General features: G+C 39.1%; 27 protein-coding genes and 1 riboswitch. Of the genes, 19 read left to right on the top strand and 8 right to left on the bottom strand.

The window, feature by feature from the left end; translation table 11 throughout:
* Positions 1 to 165: 165 nt before the first annotated feature.
* From zwf to FZC88_RS13520, 4 genes are all read left to right on the top strand, one after another.
* The gene (gene zwf, locus FZC88_RS13535; protein ID WP_148995273.1) at positions 166 to 1,623 is read left to right on the top strand and encodes a glucose-6-phosphate dehydrogenase; all 1,458 of its coding nucleotides are present in this window, start codon (positions 166 to 168) and stop codon (positions 1,621 to 1,623) included.
* A 47-nt stretch (positions 1,624 to 1,670) separates the two neighbouring features.
* Entirely contained in the window at positions 1,671 to 2,564 is an 894-nt protein-coding gene (gnd, locus tag FZC88_RS13530) for a phosphogluconate dehydrogenase (NAD(+)-dependent, decarboxylating) (protein ID WP_148970810.1), read from the top strand.
* A gap of 124 nt (positions 2,565 to 2,688) precedes the next feature.
* Complete coding sequence (locus FZC88_RS13525; RefSeq protein WP_148970809.1) at positions 2,689 to 3,171, top strand: hypothetical protein; 483 nt, start codon at positions 2,689 to 2,691, stop codon at positions 3,169 to 3,171.
* Positions 3,172 to 3,437: 266 nt separating this feature from the next.
* A complete protein-coding gene (locus tag FZC88_RS13520; RefSeq protein WP_148970808.1) occupies positions 3,438 to 3,788 on the top strand; it encodes a winged helix-turn-helix transcriptional regulator in 351 nt (116 codons plus the stop codon).
* Between the two features lie 494 nt (positions 3,789 to 4,282).
* Here FZC88_RS13520 and FZC88_RS13515 read toward each other — a convergent pair whose 3' ends face one another.
* A complete protein-coding gene (locus FZC88_RS13515; RefSeq protein ID WP_148995272.1) occupies positions 4,283 to 4,744 on the bottom strand; it encodes a benzoate/H(+) symporter BenE family transporter in 462 nt (153 codons plus the stop codon).
* Positions 4,683 to 5,369: a benzoate/H(+) symporter BenE family transporter gene (locus FZC88_RS24750; protein WP_397541195.1), complete on the bottom strand. Its 687-nt coding sequence runs from the start codon at positions 5,367 to 5,369 to the stop codon at positions 4,683 to 4,685. The genes FZC88_RS13515 and FZC88_RS24750 overlap by 62 nt, the downstream gene beginning before the upstream one ends.
* A gap of 257 nt (positions 5,370 to 5,626) precedes the next feature.
* Here FZC88_RS24750 and FZC88_RS24745 point away from each other — a divergent pair, with 257 nt between their 5' ends.
* Both FZC88_RS24745 and FZC88_RS13500 read left to right on the top strand, forming a co-directional pair.
* The gene (locus FZC88_RS24745; RefSeq protein WP_148970805.1) at positions 5,627 to 5,842 is read left to right on the top strand and encodes a LysR substrate-binding domain-containing protein; all 216 of its coding nucleotides are present in this window, start codon (positions 5,627 to 5,629) and stop codon (positions 5,840 to 5,842) included.
* Between the two features lie 188 nt (positions 5,843 to 6,030).
* Positions 6,031 to 6,459 (top strand): ASCH domain-containing protein, encoded by a 429-nt coding sequence (locus FZC88_RS13500; RefSeq protein WP_148970804.1) that lies wholly within the window; start codon positions 6,031 to 6,033, stop codon positions 6,457 to 6,459.
* A 306-nt stretch (positions 6,460 to 6,765) separates the two neighbouring features.
* Here FZC88_RS13500 and FZC88_RS13495 read toward each other — a convergent pair whose 3' ends face one another.
* Positions 6,766 to 7,785 (bottom strand): zinc-binding alcohol dehydrogenase family protein, encoded by a 1,020-nt coding sequence (locus FZC88_RS13495; RefSeq protein WP_148970830.1) that lies wholly within the window; start codon positions 7,783 to 7,785, stop codon positions 6,766 to 6,768.
* A gap of 396 nt (positions 7,786 to 8,181) precedes the next feature.
* Between FZC88_RS13495 and FZC88_RS13490 the strand changes: the two genes are divergently transcribed.
* The 6 genes from FZC88_RS13490 to FZC88_RS13465 all read left to right on the top strand — a co-directional run bounded on the left by FZC88_RS13490 (position 8,182) and on the right by FZC88_RS13465 (position 12,156).
* Complete coding sequence (locus tag FZC88_RS13490; protein ID WP_397541043.1) at positions 8,182 to 8,433, top strand: ArsR/SmtB family transcription factor; 252 nt, start codon at positions 8,182 to 8,184, stop codon at positions 8,431 to 8,433.
* Positions 8,434 to 8,523: 90 nt separating this feature from the next.
* A complete protein-coding gene (locus tag FZC88_RS13485) occupies positions 8,524 to 8,955 on the top strand; it encodes an LLM class oxidoreductase (RefSeq protein ID WP_187443437.1) in 432 nt (143 codons plus the stop codon).
* A gap of 43 nt (positions 8,956 to 8,998) precedes the next feature.
* On the top strand, positions 8,999 to 10,021 hold the full coding sequence (locus FZC88_RS13480; RefSeq protein ID WP_148970803.1) for an LLM class flavin-dependent oxidoreductase: 1,023 nt from the start codon (positions 8,999 to 9,001) through the stop codon (positions 10,019 to 10,021).
* A 144-nt stretch (positions 10,022 to 10,165) separates the two neighbouring features.
* The gene (locus tag FZC88_RS13475; protein WP_148970802.1) at positions 10,166 to 10,465 is read left to right on the top strand and encodes an iron-sulfur cluster assembly accessory protein; all 300 of its coding nucleotides are present in this window, start codon (positions 10,166 to 10,168) and stop codon (positions 10,463 to 10,465) included.
* Between the two features lie 141 nt (positions 10,466 to 10,606).
* Positions 10,607 to 11,119 carry a type 1 glutamine amidotransferase domain-containing protein gene (locus FZC88_RS13470; RefSeq protein WP_148970828.1) on the top strand — a complete coding sequence of 171 codons (513 nt, stop codon included), beginning with the start codon at positions 10,607 to 10,609 and terminating at the stop codon, positions 11,117 to 11,119.
* A gap of 137 nt (positions 11,120 to 11,256) precedes the next feature.
* On the top strand, positions 11,257 to 12,156 hold the full coding sequence (locus FZC88_RS13465; protein ID WP_148970801.1) for an aldo/keto reductase: 900 nt from the start codon (positions 11,257 to 11,259) through the stop codon (positions 12,154 to 12,156).
* 331 nt (positions 12,157 to 12,487) lie between these two features.
* Here FZC88_RS13465 and FZC88_RS13460 read toward each other — a convergent pair whose 3' ends face one another.
* The 5 genes from FZC88_RS13460 to FZC88_RS13440 form a co-directional block, all read right to left on the bottom strand.
* Positions 12,488 to 13,585 carry an L-dopachrome tautomerase-related protein gene (locus tag FZC88_RS13460; RefSeq protein ID WP_148995270.1) on the bottom strand — a complete coding sequence of 366 codons (1,098 nt, stop codon included), beginning with the start codon at positions 13,583 to 13,585 and terminating at the stop codon, positions 12,488 to 12,490.
* Between the two features lie 139 nt (positions 13,586 to 13,724).
* A complete protein-coding gene (locus FZC88_RS13455) occupies positions 13,725 to 14,828 on the bottom strand; it encodes a GerAB/ArcD/ProY family transporter (protein ID WP_148995269.1) in 1,104 nt (367 codons plus the stop codon).
* 27 nt (positions 14,829 to 14,855) lie between these two features.
* Entirely contained in the window at positions 14,856 to 15,932 is a 1,077-nt protein-coding gene (locus FZC88_RS13450) for a Ger(x)C family spore germination protein (RefSeq protein ID WP_148970798.1), read from the bottom strand.
* 17 nt (positions 15,933 to 15,949) lie between these two features.
* A complete protein-coding gene (locus FZC88_RS13445; RefSeq protein ID WP_148970797.1) occupies positions 15,950 to 17,494 on the bottom strand; it encodes a spore germination protein in 1,545 nt (514 codons plus the stop codon).
* Positions 17,495 to 17,674: 180 nt separating this feature from the next.
* The gene (locus FZC88_RS13440) at positions 17,675 to 18,682 is read right to left on the bottom strand and encodes a DUF3231 family protein (protein WP_148970796.1); all 1,008 of its coding nucleotides are present in this window, start codon (positions 18,680 to 18,682) and stop codon (positions 17,675 to 17,677) included.
* Positions 18,683 to 19,175: 493 nt separating this feature from the next.
* On the opposite strand from FZC88_RS13440, the gene FZC88_RS13435 reads away from it, so the two are divergent.
* The 7 genes from FZC88_RS13435 (at position 19,176) to FZC88_RS13405 (ending at position 26,676) form a co-directional block, all read left to right on the top strand.
* On the top strand, positions 19,176 to 20,018 hold the full coding sequence (locus tag FZC88_RS13435) for a DUF72 domain-containing protein (RefSeq protein ID WP_148970795.1): 843 nt from the start codon (positions 19,176 to 19,178) through the stop codon (positions 20,016 to 20,018).
* A gap of 21 nt (positions 20,019 to 20,039) precedes the next feature.
* Entirely contained in the window at positions 20,040 to 20,864 is an 825-nt protein-coding gene (locus tag FZC88_RS13430; RefSeq protein ID WP_148970794.1) for a sulfite exporter TauE/SafE family protein, read from the top strand.
* 27 nt (positions 20,865 to 20,891) lie between these two features.
* Positions 20,892 to 22,244, top strand: a complete 1,353-nt coding sequence (locus FZC88_RS13425; protein WP_148995268.1) for a bifunctional metallophosphatase/5'-nucleotidase — start codon at positions 20,892 to 20,894, stop codon at positions 22,242 to 22,244.
* Between the two features lie 56 nt (positions 22,245 to 22,300).
* Entirely contained in the window at positions 22,301 to 22,603 is a 303-nt protein-coding gene (locus FZC88_RS13420) for a YunC family protein (protein ID WP_148970792.1), read from the top strand.
* A gap of 194 nt (positions 22,604 to 22,797) precedes the next feature.
* Positions 22,798 to 23,910, top strand: a complete 1,113-nt coding sequence (locus tag FZC88_RS13415) for an HD-GYP domain-containing protein (protein WP_148970791.1) — start codon at positions 22,798 to 22,800, stop codon at positions 23,908 to 23,910.
* A gap of 59 nt (positions 23,911 to 23,969) precedes the next feature.
* Positions 23,970 to 24,734 (top strand): sporulation protein YunB, encoded by a 765-nt coding sequence (gene yunB, locus FZC88_RS13410; protein ID WP_148970790.1) that lies wholly within the window; start codon positions 23,970 to 23,972, stop codon positions 24,732 to 24,734.
* A 79-nt stretch (positions 24,735 to 24,813) separates the two neighbouring features.
* A riboswitch (Lysine riboswitch) is annotated at positions 24,814 to 24,995 on the top strand.
* A 115-nt stretch (positions 24,996 to 25,110) separates the two neighbouring features.
* Positions 25,111 to 26,676 carry a Na+/H+ antiporter NhaC family protein gene (locus tag FZC88_RS13405; RefSeq protein ID WP_148970789.1) on the top strand — a complete coding sequence of 522 codons (1,566 nt, stop codon included), beginning with the start codon at positions 25,111 to 25,113 and terminating at the stop codon, positions 26,674 to 26,676.
* The last annotated feature ends 42 nt before the right edge of the window (positions 26,677 to 26,718 follow it).

Raw genomic sequence — 26,718 nt, 5'->3', positions numbered from 1 at the left:
TAATGGTTATTGTCCAAAATGTGTTCATTCGCATTTTAGGAACATCATTATTACGATCCAAGCAGGTTCAAATAAAAATATGGCTAAGCCACGGATTGGCTATCAAGAGTTATAGTAGTTTTTTAGAAAGGTATAAGTGAAATTTTAATTTTGGAGGTATGTAATATGGAGGCAATGACATTTGTCTTATTTGGGGCGACAGGGGACTTAGCAAAAAGAAAAATCTTCCCGGCACTATATAATTTATTTTTGGATAAAAAATTACCTTTGCCCATCTCAATTATTGGGGTGGGCAGAGGAGATTTATCAGATACTGATTTTCAAAACCTTGTGAAAGATTCTTTAAAAACATTTTCTAGACGATCACTACATGACGATTCAAACCTTGAAGTGTTTATCCGTTTCTTTCGGTATAGCCATGTAGATGCTTTCAAGGCTGAAGGATATAAAGGATTGCTTGAACTCGTTAAACAACGTGAAGAAGAATTGAATATTCCAGAAAATCGTATGTTCTACCTATCTGTTGCTCCAGAGCTTTTTAATGTGATTGCTTTCAACATTAAAGAGAGTGGTCTAGCATCTACTAAAGGTTGGAAACGTCTAATTATCGAAAAACCATTTGGACATGACTTGAAATCAGCTCAAGAATTAAACGATAAACTAAATAAAGCTTTTAATGAAGAAGAAATTTTTCGCATCGACCATTATCTTGGAAAGCCGATGATACAAAACCTGGAAGCGTTAGGATTTGCAAATCCAGTTCTTCAAGCATTATGGAACAACCAATACATTGCAAATGTGCAAATTACTGCAAGCGAAACAGTTGGGGTTGAAGAAAGAGCTGATTATTATGATAAAGCTGGGGCTATTCGCGACATGTTTCAAAATCATATGCTGCAAATGTTGATGATGACAGCAATGCAGCTCCCAAAACAAATTAGTGCAGAAGAGATCCGAAATGAAAAGAGAAAAGTAATAGAATCACTTCGTCCATTAAAGAAAGAGGATGTGGTGAATCATGTGATTCGAGGTCAATATGGTCCTGGTGAAATCCAAGGTAAACCAGTTGTTGGGTATAAAGGAGAACCTGAAGTTGCTACTTCTTCATTAAATGACACATTTGTGGCTGCCCGTCTATATGTAGATGATGATTTTTGGAGAGGGGTTCCTTTCTATATCCGTACAGGAAAAAGAATGACAGAGAAATCCACCCGAATTGTGATTGAATTCAAAAATACTTTAAAGGATTTATATAGGACTCAAGAAGAAGAAACTGCTCCAAATCTTTTAGTGATTGAAATCAATCCAAAAGAAAGTGTTTCATTACAATTAAATAGTAAAAACCCATTAAACAATGGAAAAGTCGAACCAGTCAATGTTGATTTTTCTGCTAAGCAAGCAGATGTTCCTGAAGCATATGAGCTTTTAATTTACGATGCAATGCGTGGCGACTCAACATTCTTTGCACACTGGAAAGAAGTGAAGTTGTCTTGGAAATGGGTACAGCCTATCTTAGAGGCTTTTGAGGAAAATACAATTCCCCTTCAATTATATCCATCCGGGTCAATGGGACCAGAAGCTTCCCGCCAATTGTTGGAAGAAGAAGGGTATAAATGGTGGTAGTAATAAAAGATGAGCAATATTTTTAGATTATTAAGGAGGAAATGAATATGAAAGTTGGATTAATAGGTTTAGGAAAAATGGGATTAAACTTAGGTCAAAATGTAATTGATAACAAGCACGAAGTAGTTGCTTACGATGTAAATGGAAGTGCCGTTGAAGAAATGAAGAAATACGGTGCTCAAGGTACATCTGATTTAAAAGAACTTATTGAATCATTAGAAAAACCAAGAGTTGTATGGATTATGGTTCCGCATGCTGTGGTAGATTCAGTAATTGATGAAATGGCACCATTACTAGGCACTGGAGATATCGTAATTGAAGCTGGAAATTCTCACTATAAGGAATCCATTCGGAGATATAACCAGCTAAAGGAAGTAGGAATTCACTTTATGGATGCCGGTACATCTGGTGGAATGGAAGGTGCTCGTAATGGAGCATGTTATATGATTGGCGGAGACCCTGAAGCCTGGAGCATCGTGGAACCTATTTTCAAGGATACAGCTGTCGAAAACGGATATATCTATGCTGGTAAAGCAGGGAGCGGTCATTTCTTAAAAATGGTTCACAATGGAATTGAATACGGTATGATGGCAGCGATTGGTGAAGGATTCGAGGTATTAGAAAAAAGCAAGTTCGATTTTGACTACGAAAAAGTAGCTAGAGTGTGGAATAACGGCTCAGTTATTCGTTCATGGCTCATGGAGTTGACTGAACGTGCATTTTCAAAAGATGCAAAGCTAGATGAAATTAAAGGGATTATGCACTCTTCTGGTGAAGGGAAATGGACAGTTGAAACAGCTTTAGATTTACAAGCAGCCACTCCTGTTATCGCAATGTCGCTTTTGATGCGTTACCGTTCATTAGACAGCGATACTTTTACAGGTAAAGTGGTAGCTGCATTAAGAAACGAATTTGGAGGACATGTTGTTGAAAAAAACTAACAGAATTACATCTGTCATATTAAATAGAAAAAAGTCAATAAAAATAGGTGAAGAAAAATAGCTCATTATATGTGAAATGGTGATGAAAACAATGAATATGATGGTAGAAAAGGATGATAAGTTCATGAATGTATTGGATGCAAAAATGATAAATACTCAGTATGGTATAGAAACTTATCTAGATCTATTGAAAAATGTTGAAGTAAAAGACATTCAATATGTTACAGAGACACCTTCTTTTTACGAAATCACTATTGGTGTAGAGTATTTTCGGTTAAGGAATGAAAATTATTATAATAGTGAAAAGAGATATTTTAAGATGCGTATGAATTCTAATTTAAATGCTATTACTCTAATAGAAACAAAAAAAGAAAGTTTATTTGCTGTGAAAAATGAATTTGAAAGATCTGCAACAAAGGAACTGATTGGAGAGTGGCTAATAAAAAGCAATGCTTTCAGAAAAGTTCTTAATGATTTGATAGATATTAAAAAATTGGAAAACGTTAAAACGGAGAAAAATATAAAAGGAACAATAAGGTTCCTGGAGAAATTACTTGAAATCACAACAGAAGACATTTTAAGTGCTCGTGTTGAGAGAACTCACTAGCTTCCAAAATAACTATTAAAATGATAGAAAATTTATTTGGGGTATGTTTTTTAAAAAAGATAAATAGGGAATTTCAAACGGTATGAATTCCCTATTTAACTTCTGCTTCTATTTCTGTAATGCATCTTCCGTTGAATAGCAGAATAGAGAATTATATGTACACTGCTAATACATTATGTATGGAAGGATATTACAAGTACAGACTTTTATTTTATATAGTGAAAAAAGTATACTATGGGCTATAATAAATATGGAGGTGATTATAAATGTCGCGAATGCAGGAAAAGATGTTTAATTGTGAAAAAGAATTAACTCTTTCCGTTATCGGTGGTAAATGGAAGATGCTTATACTATGGCATCTAGGGAAAGAGGGAACGAAGCGATTTGGTGAATTGAAAGCTCTTATGCCAGGGATCACGCAGAGAATGCTAGTTAATCAATTGCGAGAACTGGAAGAAGACTTGATTGTAAAACGCGAAGTCTATCCCGTGGTTCCTCCAAAAGTAGAATACTCCCTTACTGAACAAGGGAGAAGTTTAATGCCGATTCTCGATGCTATGTATAATTGGGGAAAAGATTATATGGAAACTGCTGGTTTGAATCCTTTAGTAAAATAAGAGTCGATTAGGTGAATTTTAACTGGTAATTTAAGGTTGACGCCAGCCAAGGGGGTCAACCTCTTTCATGATAATTTAATAATTATTTTTTGTTCTTTTTTTGATAATGATACTCAATGGGGCTTGAGTCTGGCGGAAATTGGCGAAGAATTTGAGGCATTAAAAAAGTAAATTCAATTTCTATTACTAAAAATCGGCATAAAAGTAACTTACCATTTCATTGACTTTTCGAACTGTATTAATTAGTAGTACAGTACAGGTGCCAAGAAGAAGTGAAATCTAATGAATAGTGAATTTACGATAGCTGTTCATAAATTCTTTTTTAACATTTCTATTAATTGATAAATTAGTTTAGGATTAATAGTGATGAACCGTATCATAGTAGATGAAGATTTTATTCTATACAAAGAAATAAAGGGACACCTAGACCGCACTATGTCTAGGTGTCCCTTTATTGTGTCCTAAAGATGTATCCGAGGTCTATAAAATTGCTGTTAAGAAATTTTTTCCTTTAAAAGGGCTTCATTCAAGTTAGTTTCATTGTTAGGGTCACTTGATTCGGATTTATAAAAATCTTGTTTATCCAAGAATACAGTGGCTAATGTACCCCCAACCAGACCCCAGAATGGCGCTCCGATATGGAGAATAGAGATTCCGGAGGTTGTGATAATAAAGGAAAATAGGGCGCCTGATTTGAATGGACCAGAGAAACTCATTTTCAAAGAGTCAACCAGTACACTAATCATGGCGACTCCACCTAGTAATTGAATTAATGAGGCAGGAATGACATGTGGAATTTGCGAAGCCATTGGAGAAAATAGAGCTAATAGACAGGATAATACTCCTAATACAATGGCAGCGACATACCTATGTTCAAGTTTGCCTGATTCCTTATTAACAAGTAAGCCCGTCATGGGACCTGCAATACAGGCTGGGTGGCCCCCAAAAAAAAGCATTTATAATGGTACCGATTCCGCTCCAATTGGTCATGGCATTGATCGGTGGACGATAGCCATGGGTCTCTAACATAGCAATCCCTTGGGCATTTTGAATGGCAATAACCGTTAAGAGTAATGGAATGACAAGTTCCCCTACAACGGAAAAACTAAATGATGGGATGATAAAATGGGGAATGCCCATTGTTATATGGAGAGGCTGTGCAGAAACATTCGGCAAAAATTTAAGACAAAGAATTGCTGCAATGACCGCCCCTAATCTAGGTGGAAACTTTTTTGAAAATGGTAAGAAAAAAGAAAGAGCAAAAAAGACAAGTAACGGGATTCCGTTGAGTAAAGGATTTTTTACTACCGAGCCGATCATTTCAGTTCCGAAAGGGAGTAAAACGCCTGATACCATCCCCATCATAACCGGCATAGGCAAAACCTTCATCAATTTTGTAACATGGCCAGATAATCCTAAAAGAAAAATAAGGATCCCGGTTATAATATAAGCACCAACCACTTGGTTGAAAGAATAATGGGTTAAGCTTGAGCCGACAAGAATGGCTCCAGGTATTGAAAAGGCATAGCCTATGGGCTGCCCATAATATAAGGAGACGATGAGCGTTAGGAGTCCCCCCATTCCATATATGGCGAAGATCCATGAGCTGGTTATGCTATCAGACAAATATAACAGAAAAAAGTATCTCTCAAATGCCCTTGGAAAGGGGTCCATATGTGCTTGTTTTACCTAAAAAATGGACGTGGACTGGATCAGAACAATGCAGGTTAGAGGAAATTATCGATATACCATTGATTCTTCTGCGGCCAAACTATGGTTTAGGTGCTTATGGATAAATTGTCAATGAATTTCAACGGTTAGATTTAGAACCAAATATAATGTGCGAATGTCAGGATTTAATAATGTTACTTGGTCTCGTTTCATCGGGGTTTGGTGCGACGATCTTACCGCTCTCGTTATTATCCCTCCATTCATTGGGAGGATTGAGAGTCATTCAGCTAAAGGAACAGACCTTAATATCTGAACCCAAAGTAATTTGGAGGAAGAATAGTTACTTATCAAAAGCAGCAAAAGAATTTTTAAAACTTTTTTAGACACCAAAATTATTTACTTAAAAGTAAAAGAGTTCAACGATGAAAAACGGAAAATAAAACAAGTAAATCTTTGTGTTTATGAAATATAATTCTGGTTTCCGAATTCCAATTAAACCTTTTTGATAATAACATTCTTCTCTATGGACACGATAAGAGAAACGAAACTTTATAGATTGGTGGCCGTGAGAATGAAGGTATTATCTATGATTCAGCCTTGGGCAAGTCTTTTTGTCCTACGAGAGAATGAATTTGAAACAAGGTCATGGAAAACAAACTATCGCGGATCCCTTGCCATTCATACAAGTAAAAAAATAGATAAGGATGTCTGCAGGCATGTGGCCATCCGTTCGCTGCTCGGTAAGCATGGATATACAGAAAAGACACTTCCGACCGGAATGATCATTGCTGTAGGCAGGCTTGAAAATTGTCTGGAAATAACTAAAAAAAACCAGACCTCAGCAGTCCTGGAAAATGGACAAATCGTATCAGGAAATGATTATTTTTTAGGAGACTTTAATGTGGGAGGATATGCGTGGGAGGTTCAAGACATAAAGATCTTGAATGAACGTATCCCAGCAAAAGGCCAGCTTGGACTATGGGAAACTGATTTATTATGAAAGGCGATGGAGGTAAGCGGGATTTCACTTGTACATAGGAATTACAGATTAATTTTTATACTGAGGTGACTTTATTTCATCCTTTTGTAATTATCATATGTTCCCAAACCATGAACATCTTAAAACACCACTTCTCTTTTTAATACAATAAAAAACCTCATTTAGATTCGTTACGGTAAACCATATCATAAGTAAAAGAAAGTTTCTTTGTTTAATTAAAGCCGGTTGCGATCAGCAGCCGGCTTTGTATTTATATCAAATTGCAATTATCGGATCACCAATTTATCGCTCTCTGTAAACAGGTCTTTAAACAAAACCTTCCAGGACAATTTTACCAATCGCCCTGTTACTCTCCAAAAATTTGTGGGCTTGACGGAGATTTTCTGCTGAGATCGGTCCAAGGACTTCGGCCAGTGTTGTCATTAATTTTTGATGGTCCACAGCATCAGCAATATGATTAAGCAATAGATGCTGCTCAATCATATCATCTGTTTCGTAAACAGGGCGAGTAAACATAAACTCCCACACGAAGGTGACGCTTTTTTGCTTAAGCAATTTGAGGTCCAGCGGAGAGGCTGGATCATCAATTGCGCACACAACTCCTTGCGGAGAAATAGCTTCGCTAATACCGGCCCAGTGTTTTTCCAAAGCATTCAGGCAAAAAATGTACGGAACGTTTGTAAATCCAATTGCTTGAAGTTGTGGAAGGAGCGGGTCAAGGTGATTAATGGTATAGTCCGCTCCCATTGATTTAACCCAGCTAACAGTTTCCGATCGGGAAGCAGTCCCGATTACAGTAAGCCCCGCTTGTTTTGCAAGCTGAGTGGCAATGGAACCTACACCCCCGGCTGCACCAATGATTAGCAGAGCCTTTCCTTGGTTAGGGCCCGGATCTTGGGAAATAGCCATTCGGGTAAATAACGCTTCCCAAGCTGTAATGGAGGTTAGGGGAAGAGCTGCGGCTTCCACAAAACTTAAGGAAACAGGTTTGCGCCCAACGATTCGTTCATCGACCAGATGGTATTCACTGTTTCCGCCTTGTCGTGCAATACTGCCAGCATAAAAAACTTCATCTCCCGGACGAAACAATGAACAGTCCGGTCCTGTCTCTTCGACGACTCCTGCTACATCCCAACCTAGAATCTTAGGAACTTCCTCAACTTTTTCCTTAGGAGCTCGTACCTTTGTATCAACAGGATTGACCGATATGGCCGCAACTTTGACCAAAATGTCACGACCCGTTGCTTTTGGCTTTTCTACAACTACGTCCACCAGACTTTGGGGATTATCAATTGGAAGGTAACGAGTTAATCCTACCGCCTTCATAGTATTCACGATGAACCACACCCTTTCCTTATTAGTATACCCGTTATTCGTAAGAGCTTAACTATTAGCGTTAAAAGGTAGAGTGGGGAACAGTCGAATAAACCTGTCATTTGAAGGGTTTTTAGTGGTCTTTTTTAAAATGGAAGCTTTACGCCGTATCTCCTTAGAAACAAATCATTTGATTTGGAAGGACCAGAGGGTTAATATACTAATATCGGGAATTACCGATATGGCATGATGCTTTCAGATCATCTACCCAGCTTCCATTGGGATAGTGATAATCGATATAGAAAGAGGCAGATGACATTGAAGCAGGAATTGGAACGCTTAAATGATGAACAAGCCGTTGAAATTTTTAAGGCATTGTCGAACCAGACGAGGGTGGGCATTCTTCAAATGTTAAAAGATCCCGGCAGTCATTTTTCACCGCAAGCCCATATTATTGCGGATGAAGGATTTGAAGGCGGGGTTTGCGTAGGGGATATCCGAAGCAAGGCGGGGATTTCGCAATCCACTACTTCACAGTATTTATCGATTCTGCTGCAAAGCGGGCTTGTTGAAATAAAGCGAATCGGACAATGGACGTATTATCGCCGTAATGAGGAGACGATTAAAAAGTTCGAAAAATATATTGGTACAAAAATTTAAGGAGAATTGAAGTGAGTTTATTACAACTTCGAGCATATAACAGGTTGTACCAAAAGAATAATATGAGTAGGCGTCATCGATGGAACGGATATGAGAATGATCCCCAATCCTTCTTCTTCGATTCAGACCATGGTGACAGGATTTAGCAATCAATCGATCGAATGGATCGCTCAGAATGGGGACGGCTGGATCCATTACCTGAGGGTTATCTCACAACAAACTCAATTGACTAACGACTATCGCGAGTTATCGGAAATTCACGTCCCAAGAGTGTTTAAGCCTTTCACTCAGACTTTATATATCGATTTATCGGAAAATACCGATGTACTTCCTATTCCGATTCCTTTAGGATTTCGTGTAGGGCACAAACAGTTATTAGAAATTTTATATCAATTTCAATCCATAGGTGTCAATCACCTGGCATTTGTATTGTATTTTTCAAAGCGCCCTCCCGAGGAAGTCATACAGGAGCTTGGAGAGTTTGTGCGGCCTTACTTTCAGACTCATGAAATTCCAGTATGAGATTAGTTTTTAATAAAATTAGATAAGGGAAGAAGATGAACTTATGTCTAAACATGCAATTCAACTAAACGAAATTCCATTCTCGGTGCTGGATCTTTCACCGATAACTGCCGGAAGTACTCCTGCTGATTCTTTCCGCCATACATTGGATCTCGCACAGCATGCTGAAAAACTTGGCTACAACCGTATTTGGCTCGCTGAACACCACAATATGCCGTTTATCGCCAGTTCCGCGACTTCTGTGGTGATGTCCCATGTGGCAGCCGCTACATCACAAATCCGGATTGGTTCAGGAGGAATCATGCTGCCGAATCACGCTCCGCTCGTCATCGCTGAGCAGTTTGGCACTCTTGAATCCTTATATCCTGGGCGAATTGACCTTGGTCTGGGGCGGGCACCCGGTACAGATCAAGGGACCGCTCGTGCATTGAGACGCGACTTGAGAAGTACTGGAGATGACTTTCCTGAGCAATTAGCGGAACTCCGCGGTTACTTTGATCCATCCTTGGCCCAAGGGAACCCAATAAAAGCGATTCCAGGGGAAGGTTTGAATATTCCAATCTGGCTGCTGGGTTCAAGCGGCTTCAGTGCGCAGCTGGCCGGAGAACTGGGTTTGCCATTCGCGTTTGCCTCCCATTTCTCGCCACTTAACACTCTTGGTGCTCTACAGATCTATCGCAAGGCGTTTAAGCCTTCGAATGTTCTCGATAAGCCGTATGCGATGGTGGCATTGAATATCATTGCAGCAGAAACGGATAAAGAGGCAAAACACCTTTTCACAACACTGCAGCAGCAATTTTTGAATCTGATGAGCGGCAACCTTACAAAGCTTCAACCACCGGTAGATAACATATCCGAAGTGGCCAGCGGCTACCAATTAAAGGCTCTCGAGCAGCAATTAGGCACCTCGATTGTTGGCAGCCAGCAGACGGTAAAGGACAAGCTGCATACATTTTTGAAGGAGAGCCAGGCTGATGAAATCATGGCCATTGCCCAAGTTTACGACCACAAAGCCCGCCTGGATTCATACGAGCTTCTGGCAGAAATTATAAAAAGCGAAAGGTAAAAAGGAGGACATCAGCAAGGAGACCTTCTTTGGTGATTTTTCTAAGGCATTGAATATGAATAAAACCGTGAGATCAGGTTATGAGGTTGTTTACAAGATTCCTTAATTAAAATGATAAAAGTTGTCAGAATAGGAGAAAATGATATGAACTGCAAAATTAACCGAAATGCTGCTAAAGTGCTGAAACAAATGTTAGAAGTTGAAGAGGCTGAAGGGAAAATGGTTCGTGTATACGTTACACTAGAGCATGGGGACCATGCCCATTATGATATAAAGCTTGATACTCCTACAGAACACGATGAAATTGTGAAAACAGACAAAGATATTGATGTTTTACTTGATAAAAGGGAACCGTTTTTAGATGGGGTCTGGATCAAGTATTTCTATGTGCCGCAAGCAGGATTTGAAATCACGAATTCTTCCAAAGGGCATCACCATCATTAAACACGTGACAGAGCGATACTGAATGTTACCCTCATATATCTAGCAGTAACAAATACTAATCACGGTAGATTACTTGTATTTATTGTGTTAAATGAGAATAATACCAACGATGTTTTTACAAATTTAAGGGGGCTTATCATGATGAGCAAAAAAATCGCCACACTAATTACAGACTTATTTGAAGATGTAGAATTCACAGAACCAGCACTGGCATTTAAAAATGCTGGTCATCAAGTGATCACAATCGACATACAGGCTGGAAAAGATATTACTGGTAAAAAAGGTGAAACAGTAAAAATAGCTAAGGGAATCGGGGAAGTTAATCCTCAAGACTTTGATGCTTTGTTAATCCCTGGCGGCTTCTCTCCTGATTTATTACGTGAAGATGACCGATTTGGTGAATTCGCAAAAGCATTTATACAAGAAGGCAAACCTGTTTTTGCCATTTGCCATGGCCCACAAGTATTAATTGATACAAACCTATTAAAAGGGGTAGACATAACAGGTTTCAAATCGATAAGGAACGACCTCAAAAATGCAGGTGCTAACTACAAAGATGAAGAAGTTGTGGTAAGCAATAATATTGTAACAAGCCGTGTTCCGGATGACATTCCTGCCTTTAATCGTGAATCCTTAAAATTATTAGCTGAATAATAAATTGAAGGATTGGTTCGTGATAGAAATAAGGTAAGAATTAAGTGATTTACTGGCGGCAATACTACAAAAGAGTATTGCCGCCTTTTTTGTTCAATCCGTACATAAAAAGATACAAAAGGAAGTGTTGATTTTGAATGGGTGTACAGGACGAAAATAATTTAACAAAAATAAAAAATTCCCTTGAAAGTCGTGTAGTTACATTGCCTGATGGAACTTCTCTACCAAGAATAGGACAAGGAACTTGGTACATGGGAGAAAATCCTCAAATGAGAGAAAGGGAAATCAAAGCTTTACAACTCGGAATAGAATTAGGCATGAAACTAATAGATACGGCGGAAATGTACGGTGATGGCGATTCTGAACGCTTAGTAGGTGAAGCAATTAGGGGACGTAGAGATGACGTCTTTTTAGTATCAAAGGTATATCCTCATCATGCAGGATTAGATATGATTGCCAAAGCGTGTGAAAACAGTCTAAAAAGGCTGGGAACCGATCATCTTGATTTGTACCTTTTACATTGGCGAGGACGTGTGCCCTTAGCAGAAACCATTGAAGGAATGGAAAAGCTACGCAAGGAAGGGAAAATAGCAAGGTGGGGAGTTTCCAATTTTGATACCGATGATATGAAAGAGTTATGGAATACCACTAACGGGAAAAATTGTATGACTAATCAAGTGTTATATCATCTTGGTTCAAGGGGTATAGATTATGATCTCTTACCATGGCAGCGAGATCATCACATTCCTATTATGGCATATAGCCCGCTGGCTCAAGGAGGCTCATTAAGAAGACAATTGTTAACGGATTCAACCATTAATGAGATTGCAGAAAAATACGCTGTCCAACCCTTACAAATCGCTCTCGCTTGGACAATCCGTTCTAACGATTGTCTAGCTATTCCAAAAGCTGTTCAAGAAGAACATGTACTAGCAAATGCGGAAGCTACTATCATTGAATTAACAAAAGAGGATTTAAATAGACTTGATGAGGTATTTCCGCAACCGACTAGAAAAATGCCTTTGGACATTATATAGATATTATAGAGGATAGACAAAGAGAGGGGATTCAATGTGTATATCAACAGAGGTATTGGAAGATTTACTCCAGATGCAGCTAAAACCTCTTTTATGAAAATTACAATTTGGATCTCTATAATATTAATTCAGCATTAAAGTCACCTAATCTATTGAAAATTTTTAGGAACAGTTTAACATTGACCAATAAAACTGTTCCTACAACCATTTTTTTGTGAAATGATCGGAAATATATGAGTTTTAGATTGAAGGTAGAATCGTCAGCTAATTTCTGTAAAAAACCGATTAAACCTCACCTGACGTAATGTAAATATTACTCAACTATTTTTTATTACGAAAAGGTAGAAGCAGGGAATTCATCAATTTTCATACGAAGTAAACTATAAGGTTTCTGCCGCAGGTCTTTTCCATAATGAAACCTTGCCTGCCGATGTAATTGGTTCACAATGACATATAAGTATTGATCCGGCCCAATTGAAAAAGTATCCGGCCATAAAATTCTCGGATCATGAGCAATGGTTTCCATTATGCCATTCGGCAATATCTTTCGAATACTGTTGTTTTCATAGTCTCCGGCATAAATCGTTCCTTTTGCCCCAGTGATCATTCCATCAGACGCACCTTTTTCTCCCCAGTACTCGACCCTGTAAGGTAAATCGGTTTCCGGGATCGTTCGGTCTCTTAGAGCTTCTGTTGAGATTGAATACAAATGCCGGCTGGAAAGTGGACAATAAAATAAAACCTTTCCATCTGGAGAGATCGCTATACCGTCAGACGCCAATCTGAATGGGTATGTTGAACCATCTTTGTTTCGGTTCATCAAAATTTCTCCTTCTACTTTCGGTAAAAAATAAGGGTCGGGTGAAGTTGAATTTGCTCCATTTAACCGTCTGAACGCATTTCCACTTTCTAAATCTACAACGATAATAGCCCCTGGTCCTTTGGAAGATGAATCCGTTATATAGGCATAACCTGCTTTTCCAACTCGAAAATCAAATCGGACATCATTCAGATAAGTTGTTGGCAGGACAACATCTTCGGTAAAGGTATATACTTTTCTGATTGTATTGGTCTTTAAATCCACAGCGACTAATTTTGCCCCTCCTATATTTGGTACAGAAAAATTCGGTGCTGCTGTATCTAATACCCAAAGTGTTCCCCTTCCATCCGTAACTACACTTTGGACACTGATGAAAGACATTGCGATATTACCTTGACTACCCAAATTGGCTTCTAAACTGGGATAAGGCTGCAAAGTATCCCCAACAATTTCCCCCACTGTGAATTTAACGTCATCTCCCCATTTCGGAAAGCAAATGAAAATACGACCGGTTTCTGATACACTAACGCCTGTGGGCATAGCCCCATAAAATGCATAGACGAGTTCTAACTTACCGAAATATTTTTCCATAGGTAACATAGGTTTCAAGATCTCCTCCTTAAAAATTTCGCACGGGGATATCACCTATATATGATATAAATTTTTTTTAGTTCCTGGTTCTTAATTGGATAAAAGCGGATTGCAAAAATGGACTCAAAGCATTCCCGAATGATGGACGTGAGCCCTTTTATGACTTATCAAGATCTTTCGTCATTTTCTGTTTCACTTGAATAACCAGGAAGAGAAAAGGGATATAAACATATAAAAGAGAGAAACCAATCTTTGAACAAATATCCTGTATTCGTTCTATTTGTATAACGTCCTCTATACGATTGGCAAAAAGGAAAAACAAAAGCAGAAAAACAAACAAGATTGTCCGTTGTTTGATATATATCAACTTTTTAACCCCGCGGCAGGCTGCCCATAATTTAACACTGATATTAGGCAAAACCAAAAGAAACCAAAAAGAAACCGTAATATATTCGAACCTTTCAATGACAGGAATCTCTGCTATTTTCATTAGTGTGAGGGAAGGCCATATGGTATGTTTAAGATGTCCCTCACTAAAGTACAAAAATGTTAGGATTGTAACATAAAGATAGAGCACTATTGTAAACAGAAGTCCAAAATGAGCCCATTTTTGTGATTTTTCAGGATTCTTTAGAAAAGGATAAAACATGAATAAAGTTTCAACACCAAGAAATTGAAAAACCATGGATCTAGACGATCCTAATATTTCTGTTAATGAATGATTAAAAATCGGTAATAAACGGTTAATGTCTGCAAATTCCAAGGCAAATGAACTAATTGGGGTCAAAATCATAAAAGGGATAATGGTTCCCCAGAAACATATTCCGGTAATGACACGAAAACCACCTGAAATAATATAGTATAGCAAGATTAGAAATATGAAGCTGATCTGCCATGTCTTCATTAGAGGAAACATCCAAACTTGTACCACTTCAATATAGACACGGAAAACAATCAGAGCTAATACAAAAAAGTAAACGATGAAACAAATATTTAATAATCCTCCAATCCACTTCCCAAAGCAATATCGGTTGATATAAATGACATCATCATTTGCCATTTTAAGTATCCGGTACATCATCCAAAGTAATAAATGAATGCTTAATCCGGTTAGGATTACCGATATCCATGCATCGTAACCAGCATCCTTGGCTATTTCTCTTTGAAAGTTCATAATCCCAATGCCTACAATATTTGAATAGATCAGAAAGAAAGCGAAATAAGGAGATACTAAAAAACGTTCATCGATGACAGTTTTCACTTTTGCCCTCCTTAGAAATTGAATATCTTATTCTTCCACACCTGTTTGGATGATTTTTACATGTGTGTTAACAGTGGTCTTAAGATCAGGGTATGTACTCAGATAACGTTCATAATTCCATTTTCTCGATGAAGCCCTCATCATATCTCCCATTCCGATGGGATCTGCTTCGTACTCTTGAAACACCGAAATTAACTGTTGGATCTCTTTATTAAAATGTTTCTCCAACATCTTCTCCGTTTTTTCGATGTCCTTATTTTTGGTCAAATGAAGCCACTCAGGAACTCTTTTGATCTGAGCTTTCACTGTTAAATCAATTGATATGTTAGGGTTATGATCTATTTGATTTATGGTATAGTTCACATTCGAGTCCAATTTTCTCAAATAAATATGACCTTCACTATCTTCTTCTTTAATTTTGGCTTCATAGTTCCCATCTTTTGTTCCATCCTTCAACATTTTTAAAAGAAAGGACTGCTTCAAATTAATATGGTTGATATACTTACTTTTTTTGAATATAGCTAATCCATCAATTTTGACTTCGCCATCCTCGATAATGAAGTAAGGTAAAAACGGATCCTTCCCTTCACTATAAAAATCAGACAAAAATACATGAAGATTCATCTTCGGCAAACTTCCATGCTTTATATTATGATTAATCTTATCGTATAAGTGGGAGGGAACTTTTTGGTTTACACTTAATTGAATGATGTTTTCTGCCAATGGTTCGGTAATTCCAAGCTGCATTCTGTTCCCCACTATCGGATCCCTGATCATAAACTGAATAACAGGATCAATTCCTTGTTCAGCGAAATCCTTGCTGAATAATACTGTACGCAATTGTCCTGCATCGATGGGGTGCGAAGATTTGGTATTCAAATTTTCTAGAATATAATCAAAAGTATCCGCTTCGGTGTTCAGAGTATGCAATACTGTTTTGCCCTGTTCTTCATAAGTAGGATAAATTACAGTTCCTTTCACCTTATCATCATGAATATCGTATCCAAGAACTTGAATAATTTGAACACGATCAATAATTCTTTGATTGGAACACCCTGTTAGGAAAACAGTTATACTAACCAAAAAAAGAAAAAATCGTTGCATTTCCTTCACCTCAACTGCTATTCATCAAAATCGTTTTTCTTTTTTTTCTCGGTATGCGGTTGATATCTCAGAATTGATTTAGGACGTAAATAGCCTGGTCTTTTATTTGTTTTACTGAAAGGTAAACGGACAAAGGAATCCCCATAATCTTCAGGCCTGAATGGATATAGGGGAACGGTATAAGGAACGCCTAATGATTCTAACCGGGTAAGGTGAACAAGTATAAAACTGATTCCTACAACAATACCCAGCATGCCCCATCCAAAAGCTAATAAAATTAAAGGAAAACGCAAAAACCGAATCGTATTCGACATTTTATAAATAGGAGTCGTGAAGGAAGCTAATGCTGCTAATGCAACGATAATAAGAAGTACATTGCTGGTAAGAGCTGCCTCAACGGATGCTTGACCGATAACAATACCGCCAACAATACCTAGTGTTTGACCTACCTTAGTTGGCAGACGGGCTCCCGCCTCTCGCAGAAGTTCAATTGTAAGTTCCAAAAACAGCACTTCCAATACTGGAGTGAATGGTATGTTATGACGGGAAAAGCCAAGGGTACTTAGCAAAATTCTAGGTATCATTTCATAATGAAAGGTTAATATGGCTACGTATAAAGGAGTAGCAAAAATGGAGAAAAGAACACTCAAAATACGTATTATGCGAAAAAAAGAACCAACAAGCCAAGGCATATAGTAATCCTCAGGGGATGCAAAAAAATCAAGCAGTGTAGAGGGTCCTGTAATGGCATAAGATGAACCATGATTAAATACAACCACTTGTCCCTTTATTAATGCGAATGCAGCCCTGTCTATGCGTTCCGTGGATAAGAATAGCGGAAATGGCGTTAAAGAATCATCTTCTATTATTTGATGAAGTTGAGATGAATCGAACACTACATCAAAATCAATATCTTGTAAACGTTGAGTCATTGTTTGAATATATTGATCATTGGTCACTCCATCAATATAGGCAATGACTACTTTGGTATGTGAGAAAGAACCAATATGTATTTCTTTAAATATTAAATTGGGAGTGTTTATATTCTGTCTTAGCAAGTTAATATTAGTTACAATATTTTCAACAAACCCAATTCTTGGCCCGATCACACTGTATTCATTTTCAACGTTGTTTTCCTGGCGCATCCCGGCCTTAGTATCACCTATATTTATTAAGGCACATTTTTGATCTTTTTCTCTGATCTGCAGTATGGCATATCCTTTTAGGAATTTAGATTCTATCTCGTTCATGTCTTCTGTAATAACTATATCTTCAATTGGTATGATCTTTTTTATATCATCAATGTCCTTTACTTTTTCAGGATGAAAATATGGACCCCTGAAGACACACAGAACTTTCTGTTCCAGTCGGAGATGATCGACAAGAGTACCGTAATAGGAAATGATTAAATATCCCTTGATGTCGGTTACCGGCAGTTGATGAAAATCATGAGACTCTTTCGATTTAGCAAACAAATCTTCAATACTTGAATAGCTGCTGGCTTGAGAATTTTTTGCTTGTGCTTTCCTTTTATTTCTGGCGGACCGTTTTTTGAAGAACATGCAATTCACCTCAAACCTTGAACTCATTTATAACTATGTTTAGTATGATGAACTTTACCTGCGATTATTCTATTGTCAAACTAAAAATCAATAAGAGTTCAATCAATCGGTAACAATACTGACTTTCAAAGAAAAAAGGATAAACTAGTTGTTTATCCTCATTAATTTCACGCACATTTATCATTTTTTTGCCAAGCCTTCGTGGTCCGTAGCAGTCGGAGGCTGTTCCATCCATCCTTTTTCTATTAAAAGATTTATTCCATCTTCGGCAATTAAGGTTATTTCTGTACTCATTCGTACGTAATCTGCAGATAAATCTCTTCTTTGGCTCATTGATAAAGCTTCACTATAGTATCCCAAGGCAGCAGAAAGCAGTGTTACTATATGGAAGAGCATAAGTTTATCAGAAAATGGTGGGACTGTTGAATCTGTTACTTCTGAATCAAAACTCTTAGAAACATGTAAATTCTCCTCTTTTAACATAGAACTAAGAATATCAAAGTGTTTTATACAAATCTTCCGGGCACGTTCCATATAGTCTCGTAACTCTTTGGACTGACAAACTTGACTGAAACCTAACTCCAGCACCATTTTAACCATTGTCTTCTGCATATTAAGATGTACACCAGTGATTTCGATTGCATTTATTGGTCTGCGTTTCCCAAACCAACCAGTTAAATAGGTTTGCTTCTTTTCAAAATCTATCTTTTGTTGATTGTTTAAAGTAGGAGGTTTGTTAATAATACCCATTTGCAATGAAACATTTGTTACCCTATCATACAGATCCAATGTTTGTGAGGTACATTGAATGAAGTATTTTCTGATGTCCTCTCGAATACTGACACTAGTCGCCCCAGAATATCTTATTAATCCGTGAATCGACATAATATGTAAATAAACAACCTTAAATGTATCGGTAAATAAACTTGGAGCATCTATTGTAACGTCTTTATCTACAAACCCTATTGGAATAGGAAGGCCTTCTTGATTTAAAAGTTGCTTAACTTTTTCTAAATGGGTTTCCGATAATTCCAAGGCAAATTGAATTAAACTACTAATATTTTCGTCCTTAACATCATTCAAAAAATAGCGGAGAACACAATGTGATAAACTGTCATTAATATATTGTGACCAAATAGATGCATATTCTGCCGCATTAATCTTAGTTTGGTGATTAATCGGTTCCATTTCATGTACCCCTCCTAACCTTTATATATAAAGGTTTACCCTTAACAATATTTTTATTCGTGAACTTACACGTAAGCCCGTATTCAAACAACACATATAAAAGAGCAGTACCCCCATGGGATGATCAACGTTTCAATTTAGAGAGGTGCTTTTCATATGCCACAACAGGATTTAGCTTGTCCTCATATAAATTAATAATAGATGGTGAGGGGAACTGCGTAGACTCCTGCGGAAGAACGGGCGTGCCGAGACCCCGTTCGGCTAAGCTGAGGAGGCTCGGCCGAACGCTAGCTGCAAGCGGAGCGGTTCCCCTCACCATCATGCACACACTATTTGGCAGTGCCCGTAGATTAAATGTATGTAACAAACTCTGAGAAAAGAGCCTTCATAATTAACTAAATCCCGCTATTCTTCCCCAATCAATCCAAACATAAGAATTTCCAATTCCCTTATGATAAAATGGACATGTTCATAATAAAGCAGGTGATGGAAGATGATATACATAGGAGTAACAGGCTGGGGAGATCATGATACCCTTTATGAAAATGTTTCCCAGAGAGATAAATTAAAAGAATACGGTGCACATTTTCCCATTGTAGAGGTGGACACAACTTTCTATGCTGTCCAGCCACTTCGGAATGCTGAAAAATGGGTAAGGGAAACACCGGAAGACTTTAAATTTATTGTTAAGGCTTACCAGGGAATGACGGGGCATCAGCGGGGAGAGATCCCTTTTGAAACAAAAGAAGAGATGTTCAATGCCTTTAAGGAATCCCTTGTTCCGTACGTGGATGCAGGAAAATTAGCGATGGTTCTGCTTCAATTTCCCCCTTGGTACGATTGTAAAAAAGAGCATGTTGACTATATCCGGTACTGCAAGGGACAGCTAGAGGGATTTCCACTTTCGTTGGAGTTTCGCCATCAAAGCTGGTTCAGACCGGAGTTTCGGGATAAGACATTGACGTTTATGAAAAAGGAAGGATGGATCCATAGCATTTGTGATGAACCGCAAGCAGGGGAAGGATCTGTACCACGGGTATTGGAAACCACTCATAAGGATGCCACTCTGATTCGTTTTCACGGCAGGAATCTGTACGGCTGGAATAAACCGAATGGGGAAGACTGGCGCGAGGTTCGTTATTTATATCGCTATAATCGTGCTGAACTGGAGGAATGGATTCCGCATATTCATCAGTTGCACGAAAACTCTGAAGATCTATACATTCTTTTCAATAATAACTCCGGTGGAGATGCTGCTGCCAACGCGAAAGAGCTCATTGAATTATTAGATCTTGAATATGGAGGGCTTGCACCAAAGCAACTAGATTTATTTTAGCTGACAGGAGATGAAAGACAGATGGAATGGATCATGCTTCTATCAATCGGACTTTTAGCAGGAGCGATAGGATCCCTCGTAGGACTGGGGGGAGGAGTCATCATTGTTCCTGCCCTTATCTATTTCGGTACATATACAAGCTTGATAGAGGGAATGAATCCTCAGACAGCTGTAGGAACATCATTGGTCATTATGATTTTCACAGGGTTATCATCCACCCTGGCTTATTTAAAGCATAAGACCGTTGATTATAAAAGCGGCCTGATCTTCTTTGCCGGAAGTGGGCCAGGTTCGATACTTGGAGCATGGGTAAACAAGGGATTGAACATGGAAAGCTTTAATTTATATTTTGGTATATTTATGATCCTGATTGCCATAGTGCTCATGATTAGAAACAAGTTAAAGCCTATTGAGACATTCAAGAGTGCATCGTTTCAACGGGAATTCACCGATCCTGGCGGAAACACCTTTCGATATGGGTATCCTCCTTTATTAGGGGCGGCTATTGCCTTTGCAGTTGGATTTACATCTGGATTATTTGGCATTGGCGGTGGATCATTAATGGTACCTGCAATGATCTTGATTTTTCTTTTTCCACCTCATGTAGCCGTCGCGACATCCATGTTCATGATTTTTCTATCGGCGTTGGTCAGTTCAGGAACGCATGTCATGTTTGGCAATGTAAAGTGGTTATATGCACTTGCACTCATTCCCGGTGCCTGGATAGGGGCAAAGTTTGGGGCCTATTTGAATACGAAGCTCGAATCAAAAGTATTAGTGAGTGTTTTGCGGATTATATTAATTTTAATTGGAATTCGATTGATTTACCAAGGTATTACAGGATAATATACCTCCAATAGGAGTGAGCAAATAGTGAAAGAAACCATTCATATTTATCATACAAACGACCTTCACAGTCATTTTGAGCATTGGTCAAGGATTCGGGAATTTTTGAAGAAGAGAAAACAATGGCATCTGGATGAAGGAGAACCTGTTTATCTATTTGATATCGGAGATCATGTAGACCGCTGGCATCCATTAAGTGAAGCTACTTTAGGAAAAGGAAACGTCGATTTTCTAAATGAAGTAGGCTATGATGCTATAACGATCGGGAACAATGAAGGAATTACACTGGACTATGTAGATTTAAACAGCCTGTATGACCATGCAGATTTTCACGTGATTGTAGGCAATCTATTAGACCAGTCTTCGCAGCTTCCGAGCTGGGCCAAAGCCCATCATATTTATCAAACGGATAGTGGCATGAAAATTGGCGTCATCGGATTGACAGCTTATTTTAAACCTTTTTATAAAGCCCTCGGCTGGAATATTACTTCTCCGTTGGATGAGCTTGAGAAATTGGTTCAAGAGCTTCACCCCCAGGTGGATATGGTGATTCTTCTATCTCACCTGGGGATTCGGGATGATGAGTTGATTGCAGCGCAATTTCCCGAAATTGACGTGATCCTTGGAGCTCATACCCATCATGTGTTGCATCAAGGAAAAGAAATTAAGAAAACGATGCTTGGCGCAGCTGGAAAGTATGGTCATTATGTTGGTCATATGATGATAGAGGTTGACATAGCCAATAAAAAGATTGTCGGCAAAAAAGCACAGCTTTATGAACAGCAGGAACTTCCCCCTGTAGAAAAAGAAGAGCAGGAAAGCCTCGAGTGGTATCAGGAGGGGGAGGCATTGTTAGGAGAAAAAGTAACCGAGCTCGCCGAACCCCTGGCAGTGGATTGGTTTAATCTTTCTCCTCTTCCGGATGTGTTATGTAATGCTGTTGCTGAATGGTGTGAGGCTGATTGTGCTTTTCTCAATTCAGGACTGCTCATTGATGGACTGGAAGAGGGGGCAGTGACGAAACAGGATCTGCACCGGATCCTGCCTCACCCCATCAATCCATGTCTCATCGAGATGAAGGGGGCAGAGCTGAAGGAAATCATTAAACAGACATTTAATGAGGAATGGCCGCATCTTCAAGTAAAGGGATTAGGATTCAGAGGCAAGGTGATGGGCCGGTTTGTATACAGGAATATTCAATTCAACGGCCATGAAATCTTAATCGGTCAAAAACCGATTGATCCACAGAAGATATACAAGCTTGCCTTACCAGATATGTTCACGTTTGGACACTTCTTTCCAGACCTTCAAAGACTGGAGAAAAAATATTTTATGCCTGAGTTTTTACGGGATGTCCTCCAGTGGAAATTAAAGCAGTAAATGTATCACCGTTTCCAATCCCGTATCATACATATGAGGGAAAGGAGCGATAGCACATGATGAATGTATCTCCGATTTCCATTCAGGGACATACCTTTTTAGCGATTTCTGTTGAACTGCCCAAAACCAATCTCCTCGTTGTAACGAGTGATATAGGATATATAATGTGTGGAGCACTGGACGTAGGGTTACTAAATGAGAAGTTGAAAGACAGAGGAATCATTGCAGGCAGAGCAGTCGGTGTAAAAACAATCGATCAGCTTCTGGACGCCCCTCTGGAATCCATCACCTATGAGGCAGAAAATCGCGGCATCACACCGGGCATGATCGGCCGGGATGCATTGTTGAAAATGATATAAGTATAAATTGGACCAGTTGCTTTTTCCGAGAGCGCTGGTTTTTTGTTGGGTGAATATCACCATTCGCTTTATATTCTTTCATGAATAATTAACAATATATCAGGAAATACACCTTGCAAGAACGTTTTTATCCTTTATAATGGAGATACTAGGAAATTTTGTCGAAAAATGAAAGAATTACATAGGAGAATTCTATGAGGCTTATATCAACTAGGGCTTTGAAACCGGGCATGGTTCTAGCTACAACCGTATATAATATGAGAGGTCAAGCTTTAATTCATGATAACGTTCCGATTACAGAACGCATGATTTTCAGGTTGCAGGAGCTTAGCATCCAGTATGTCTATATTGAAGACTCCCTTTCGAAGGGAATCCATGTAAAGGGAACTGTTTCGAGTAAGGTGAGACAGCAAGCTGTAAACAATATTGAGATGGCCTTTAATCAACTAAGCGTATCGAAAGCGCCACCAGGTGTGCTTATGATTGAAGATAGTGCCAAGCAATTGAAGCAGGTGATTGATGTAGTCTTGTCTGAAGTAAAGGCGAATCATGATCTCCTAACCATTTTGACGGATGTTTTCACATATGACTCCTATATTTTTCATCATTCATTTAATGTGACTTTGTATACATTATCCATAGGTCTGGAACTTAAACTGTCCACTAAACAGCTCGAGCAGTTAGGCGTGGGAGCAATTTTGCATGATATCGGTAAGATGCTTGTGCCGGAGGAAATTCTCCTGAAGCCAGGAAAGCTGACAGAAGACGAATTTTGTGAAATCAAGAAGCATTCAGAACACGGTTTTGAGATTTTGCGACAGCTTCATTCTGTGTCCCTGATCATTGCTCACTGCGCGTATCAGCATCATGAGCGGCTTGATGGATCCGGATATCCAAGGGGAATCAAAGGTGAGGATATCCACCCCTTTGCAAAAATCATTGCGGTGGCCGATGTATTCGACGCCATGACGTCAAATCGTGTATATCGGAAAGCAATGCTTCCACATCAAGCGCTGGAGGTATTATATGCAGGAAGCGGTACTCTGTTTGATACAAATGTAATTGAAGCCTTCAGGTCTTCTGTGGCCATATATCCAAATGGGATGGTTGTCGAGCTGAATGATGGGCGAAAAGGAATTGTGACCGATCAAAATAAAGGTGTAACGGATCGACCGGTGATCCGGATCATCGAAGAAGATGGACAGGAAATACGAACTCCTTATCCCATGGATTTAAGTGCGGAATTAGATAAGGTGATTACCGGATTTGATCCGGATTATGAACCACAATCTCTTAAAATTAAATAATTTTTTTGCGTTAAACCCCTCTTACTTTGCATACAAATAGCTTGTAAGGGGGGATTTTTTTGTCAAAGTTTAAAACATACAAACCCCGAAGAGGAGGGCCGCTGCCTTTTCGATATGTGATGATCATCACGATTCTATTCTTTATGATTTCGACTGGATTCGGATTGTGGATCATTAACAAAGGTTTGAAACCGACACTGCTTGCTTATGCTGAAACTCAAACCAGCAGGATCGGTACGTTGGTTATCAATAAAGCAATAAACAAAAAAATTGCAGATGTTCTTGATATTTCGGATATAACGGAAGAAGTGAAGAATACAGAAGGCGATATTGTTTCATTTAAATATAATACTCAGACCATCAACCGGGTTCAGGCAGAAATCACCAACTTAGTTCAGCAAAACCTGCAAGAAGCAGAGGAAGGGAATTTAGAAAACCTTGAATTTATTACCGAAGTGGAAATCGATGAAGGTAAGTCAAAAGCAGCGAAGGGCATCACTTACTCTGTCCCTCTTGGCCAAGCGACCAACAACGTGTTACTCGGTAACCTTGGTCCAAAAGTGCCGATTCGCTTTCACTCGATCGGGGATGTCCGATCTGATATTAAGACTACGGTAGAGCAATTCGGGATAAATAATGCCGTTGTAAAAGTGTTTGTCGAGCTTGAAGTCAATGTCCAGATCATCATTCCATTTGCAACGAAAACTGAAACCATCAAGCAGGATATCCTGGTTGCCATGGGTACCGTCCACCTGGATGTACCGCAGTTTTATAACAATGGAGGTGGGGAATCCAGTCCTTCTATTGAAATTCCCACAAATTAGTCAGGAAAAAAAGTTGTCAAAAGAATGATAGTTTGATATATTAATAAAGAAAATTTTATAACACACCACATCATCAGTCCGATGGGGTAGAGGCGCAGAGTTCAAGAGTAAGCTGTTTGAGGATGACAACTTAGAGAACAGATGAAAGGGAACTTTTGCCGAAGTAAATATACATGTCGAATGTGTATTTGCTGGGGTTATCTTGAAGAAGGATAACACTGTCATTATAGGGAATCTCTATAATGGGGAGCTACAGATCGTGATGGAGCACTTAAATTACTTATTAAGGTAATGATAGCTTCTCTATCGTTGCCTTTTTTTATTATCCTCTGTCATGCTACGATGGTTCCCCCCTATCAAATAGGAGGAGGACACTATGGAAAACACGATTTACTCATTATTACCACCCCTTTTAGCCATTCTTATGGTTATACTTACGAGACGGGTTCTACTTTCTCTGGGAGTAGGAATCGTTGCGTCTGCCTTTCTGTTAGCAGATTTCTCAATTACGAAAACATTCAGCTTTATGTGGGACGCATTTAAAGGCATCTTTGTCGCAGATGGAGCGCTCAACACCTGGAATGTCTATATTATCTTCTTCTTGCTCATTCTTGGTGTCATCACAGCATTTGTGAATATTTCCGGCGGTAGCCGCGCATTCGGTGAATGGGCGATGAAACGTGTGAAAACGAGAAAAGGTGCACAGCTTCTTGCAGCCGTTTTAGGTATCATAATTTTTATTGATGACTATTTTAACGCACTTGCTGTTGGGCAGGTTTCGAGACCCATTACGGATCGTCACAAAATTTCACGTGCCAAACTGGCCTATATCATCGACTCGACATCTGCACCGATTTGTGTCGTTTCACCAATCTCAAGCTGGGGAGCGTACATCATCGGTATCATCGGTTCGATTCTCGCTACTCACAGTATCACAGAGTACACCGCATTTTCAGCCTTCGTTCAAATGATTCCAATGAACCTTTATGTCTGGGCAGCTGTTCTGCTTGTAATCATGGTTGCTGCTAAAGGCCTGGACTTTGGAAAGATGAAAGAGCATGAAGTAAGAGCCCTTGAAACGGGAGCCCTTTATGATCCTGAAAAGGAGATTCCAGGCGAATTGAAAAATGATCTGCCTGTCAGCTCGAAAGGATCAGTTGGTGATCTTGTCTGGCCGATCGTAGCACTTGTTATCGGTACAATTGGAATGATGCTCTGGACAGGGTATCAAGCCGTTGGATCATTTGACATCCTGCCGATTTTTGAAAATACAGATGTAACGAAATCATTATTATATGGTGGATTATTCGGTCTCCTTGTTGCGCTGATCTTCTTCATCCGTCAAGTCAGCTTGAAAGGAATCGAAGGTAAAGCAGTTGGAGTAGCAGTAGTGGAAGGGATCAAATCCATGTTGCCGGCCGTTTACATCCTTATCTTCGCCTGGACGATCGTCACGTTGATCGATCAATTGCAAACAGGTACGTATCTTGCGGGTCTGGTTGAACAATCAAGCTTACCGATGCAGGCACTTCCAGTCATTTTATTCTTAGTTGCCGGAATCATGGCATTCTCGACGGGAACTTCATGGGGATCTTTCGGAATCTTACTTCCGATCGCCGGGGAAATTGCTGCAGCTACAGATGTAAGTATCTTACTTCCTGCTATGGCAGCTGTATTAGCCGGGTCCGTATTGGGAGATCACTGTTCTCCAATCTCGGATACAACCATCCTTTCCTCTACAGGGGCAGGAAGCAATCATATCGATCACGTTCTTACACAGCTTCCATACGCATTAATAGGAGCGGTTGCTGCTTCAATTGGATATCTTGTATTAGGATTCACTGGAAGCACACTATTCGGTCTTGGCGTTGTGATCATCTTAATCATCGCATTCGCTTTTCTGTTTGGAGAAAAAGCAAAACCGGCAGTTTCAGAACAATAATATAATGAAAAACCAGGAGCTCATCGGCTTCTGGTTTTTTAT

Origin of the sequence: Rossellomorea aquimaris, from assembly GCF_008180865.1 — a bacterium.
Taxonomy (GTDB): domain Bacteria; phylum Bacillota; class Bacilli; order Bacillales; family Bacillaceae_B; genus Rossellomorea; species Rossellomorea yichunensis.
This window is presented reverse-complemented; position numbering and strand designations above follow the sequence as displayed.

Coding starts and splice junctions, on each gene's coding strand:
- gnd (WP_148970810.1), top strand. CDS start 1,671: ATGAAAGTTGGATTAATAGGTTTAGGAAAAATGGGATTAAACTTAGGT.
- FZC88_RS24745 (WP_148970805.1), top strand. CDS start 5,627: ATGTGCGAATGTCAGGATTTAATAATGTTACTTGGTCTCGTTTCATCG.
- FZC88_RS13520 (WP_148970808.1), top strand. CDS start 3,438: ATGTCGCGAATGCAGGAAAAGATGTTTAATTGTGAAAAAGAATTAACT.
- FZC88_RS13420 (WP_148970792.1), top strand. CDS start 22,301: ATGATGAATGTATCTCCGATTTCCATTCAGGGACATACCTTTTTAGCG.
- FZC88_RS13430 (WP_148970794.1), top strand. CDS start 20,040: ATGGAATGGATCATGCTTCTATCAATCGGACTTTTAGCAGGAGCGATA.
- FZC88_RS13485 (WP_187443437.1), top strand. CDS start 8,524: ATGAGAATGATCCCCAATCCTTCTTCTTCGATTCAGACCATGGTGACA.
- FZC88_RS13445 (WP_148970797.1), bottom strand. CDS start 17,494: ATGTTCTTCAAAAAACGGTCCGCCAGAAATAAAAGGAAAGCACAAGCA.
- FZC88_RS24750 (WP_397541195.1), bottom strand. CDS start 5,369: ATGGGGGGACTCCTAACGCTCATCGTCTCCTTATATTATGGGCAGCCC.
- FZC88_RS13415 (WP_148970791.1), top strand. CDS start 22,798: ATGAGGCTTATATCAACTAGGGCTTTGAAACCGGGCATGGTTCTAGCT.
- FZC88_RS13435 (WP_148970795.1), top strand. CDS start 19,176: ATGATATACATAGGAGTAACAGGCTGGGGAGATCATGATACCCTTTAT.
- zwf (WP_148995273.1), top strand. CDS start 166: ATGGAGGCAATGACATTTGTCTTATTTGGGGCGACAGGGGACTTAGCA.
- FZC88_RS13405 (WP_148970789.1), top strand. CDS start 25,111: ATGGAAAACACGATTTACTCATTATTACCACCCCTTTTAGCCATTCTT.
- FZC88_RS13525 (WP_148970809.1), top strand. CDS start 2,689: ATGAATGTATTGGATGCAAAAATGATAAATACTCAGTATGGTATAGAA.
- FZC88_RS13440 (WP_148970796.1), bottom strand. CDS start 18,682: ATGGAACCGATTAATCACCAAACTAAGATTAATGCGGCAGAATATGCA.
- FZC88_RS13480 (WP_148970803.1), top strand. CDS start 8,999: ATGTCTAAACATGCAATTCAACTAAACGAAATTCCATTCTCGGTGCTG.
- FZC88_RS13500 (WP_148970804.1), top strand. CDS start 6,031: ATGAAGGTATTATCTATGATTCAGCCTTGGGCAAGTCTTTTTGTCCTA.
- FZC88_RS13450 (WP_148970798.1), bottom strand. CDS start 15,932: ATGCAACGATTTTTTCTTTTTTTGGTTAGTATAACTGTTTTCCTAACA.
- FZC88_RS13465 (WP_148970801.1), top strand. CDS start 11,257: ATGGGTGTACAGGACGAAAATAATTTAACAAAAATAAAAAATTCCCTT.
- FZC88_RS13495 (WP_148970830.1), bottom strand. CDS start 7,785: ATGAAGGCGGTAGGATTAACTCGTTACCTTCCAATTGATAATCCCCAA.
- FZC88_RS13475 (WP_148970802.1), top strand. CDS start 10,166: ATGAACTGCAAAATTAACCGAAATGCTGCTAAAGTGCTGAAACAAATG.
- FZC88_RS13490 (WP_397541043.1), top strand. CDS start 8,182: ATGTTAAAAGATCCCGGCAGTCATTTTTCACCGCAAGCCCATATTATT.
- FZC88_RS13470 (WP_148970828.1), top strand. CDS start 10,607: ATGAGCAAAAAAATCGCCACACTAATTACAGACTTATTTGAAGATGTA.
- FZC88_RS13515 (WP_148995272.1), bottom strand. CDS start 4,744: ATGCTTTTTTTTGGGGGCCACCCAGCCTGTATTGCAGGTCCCATGACG.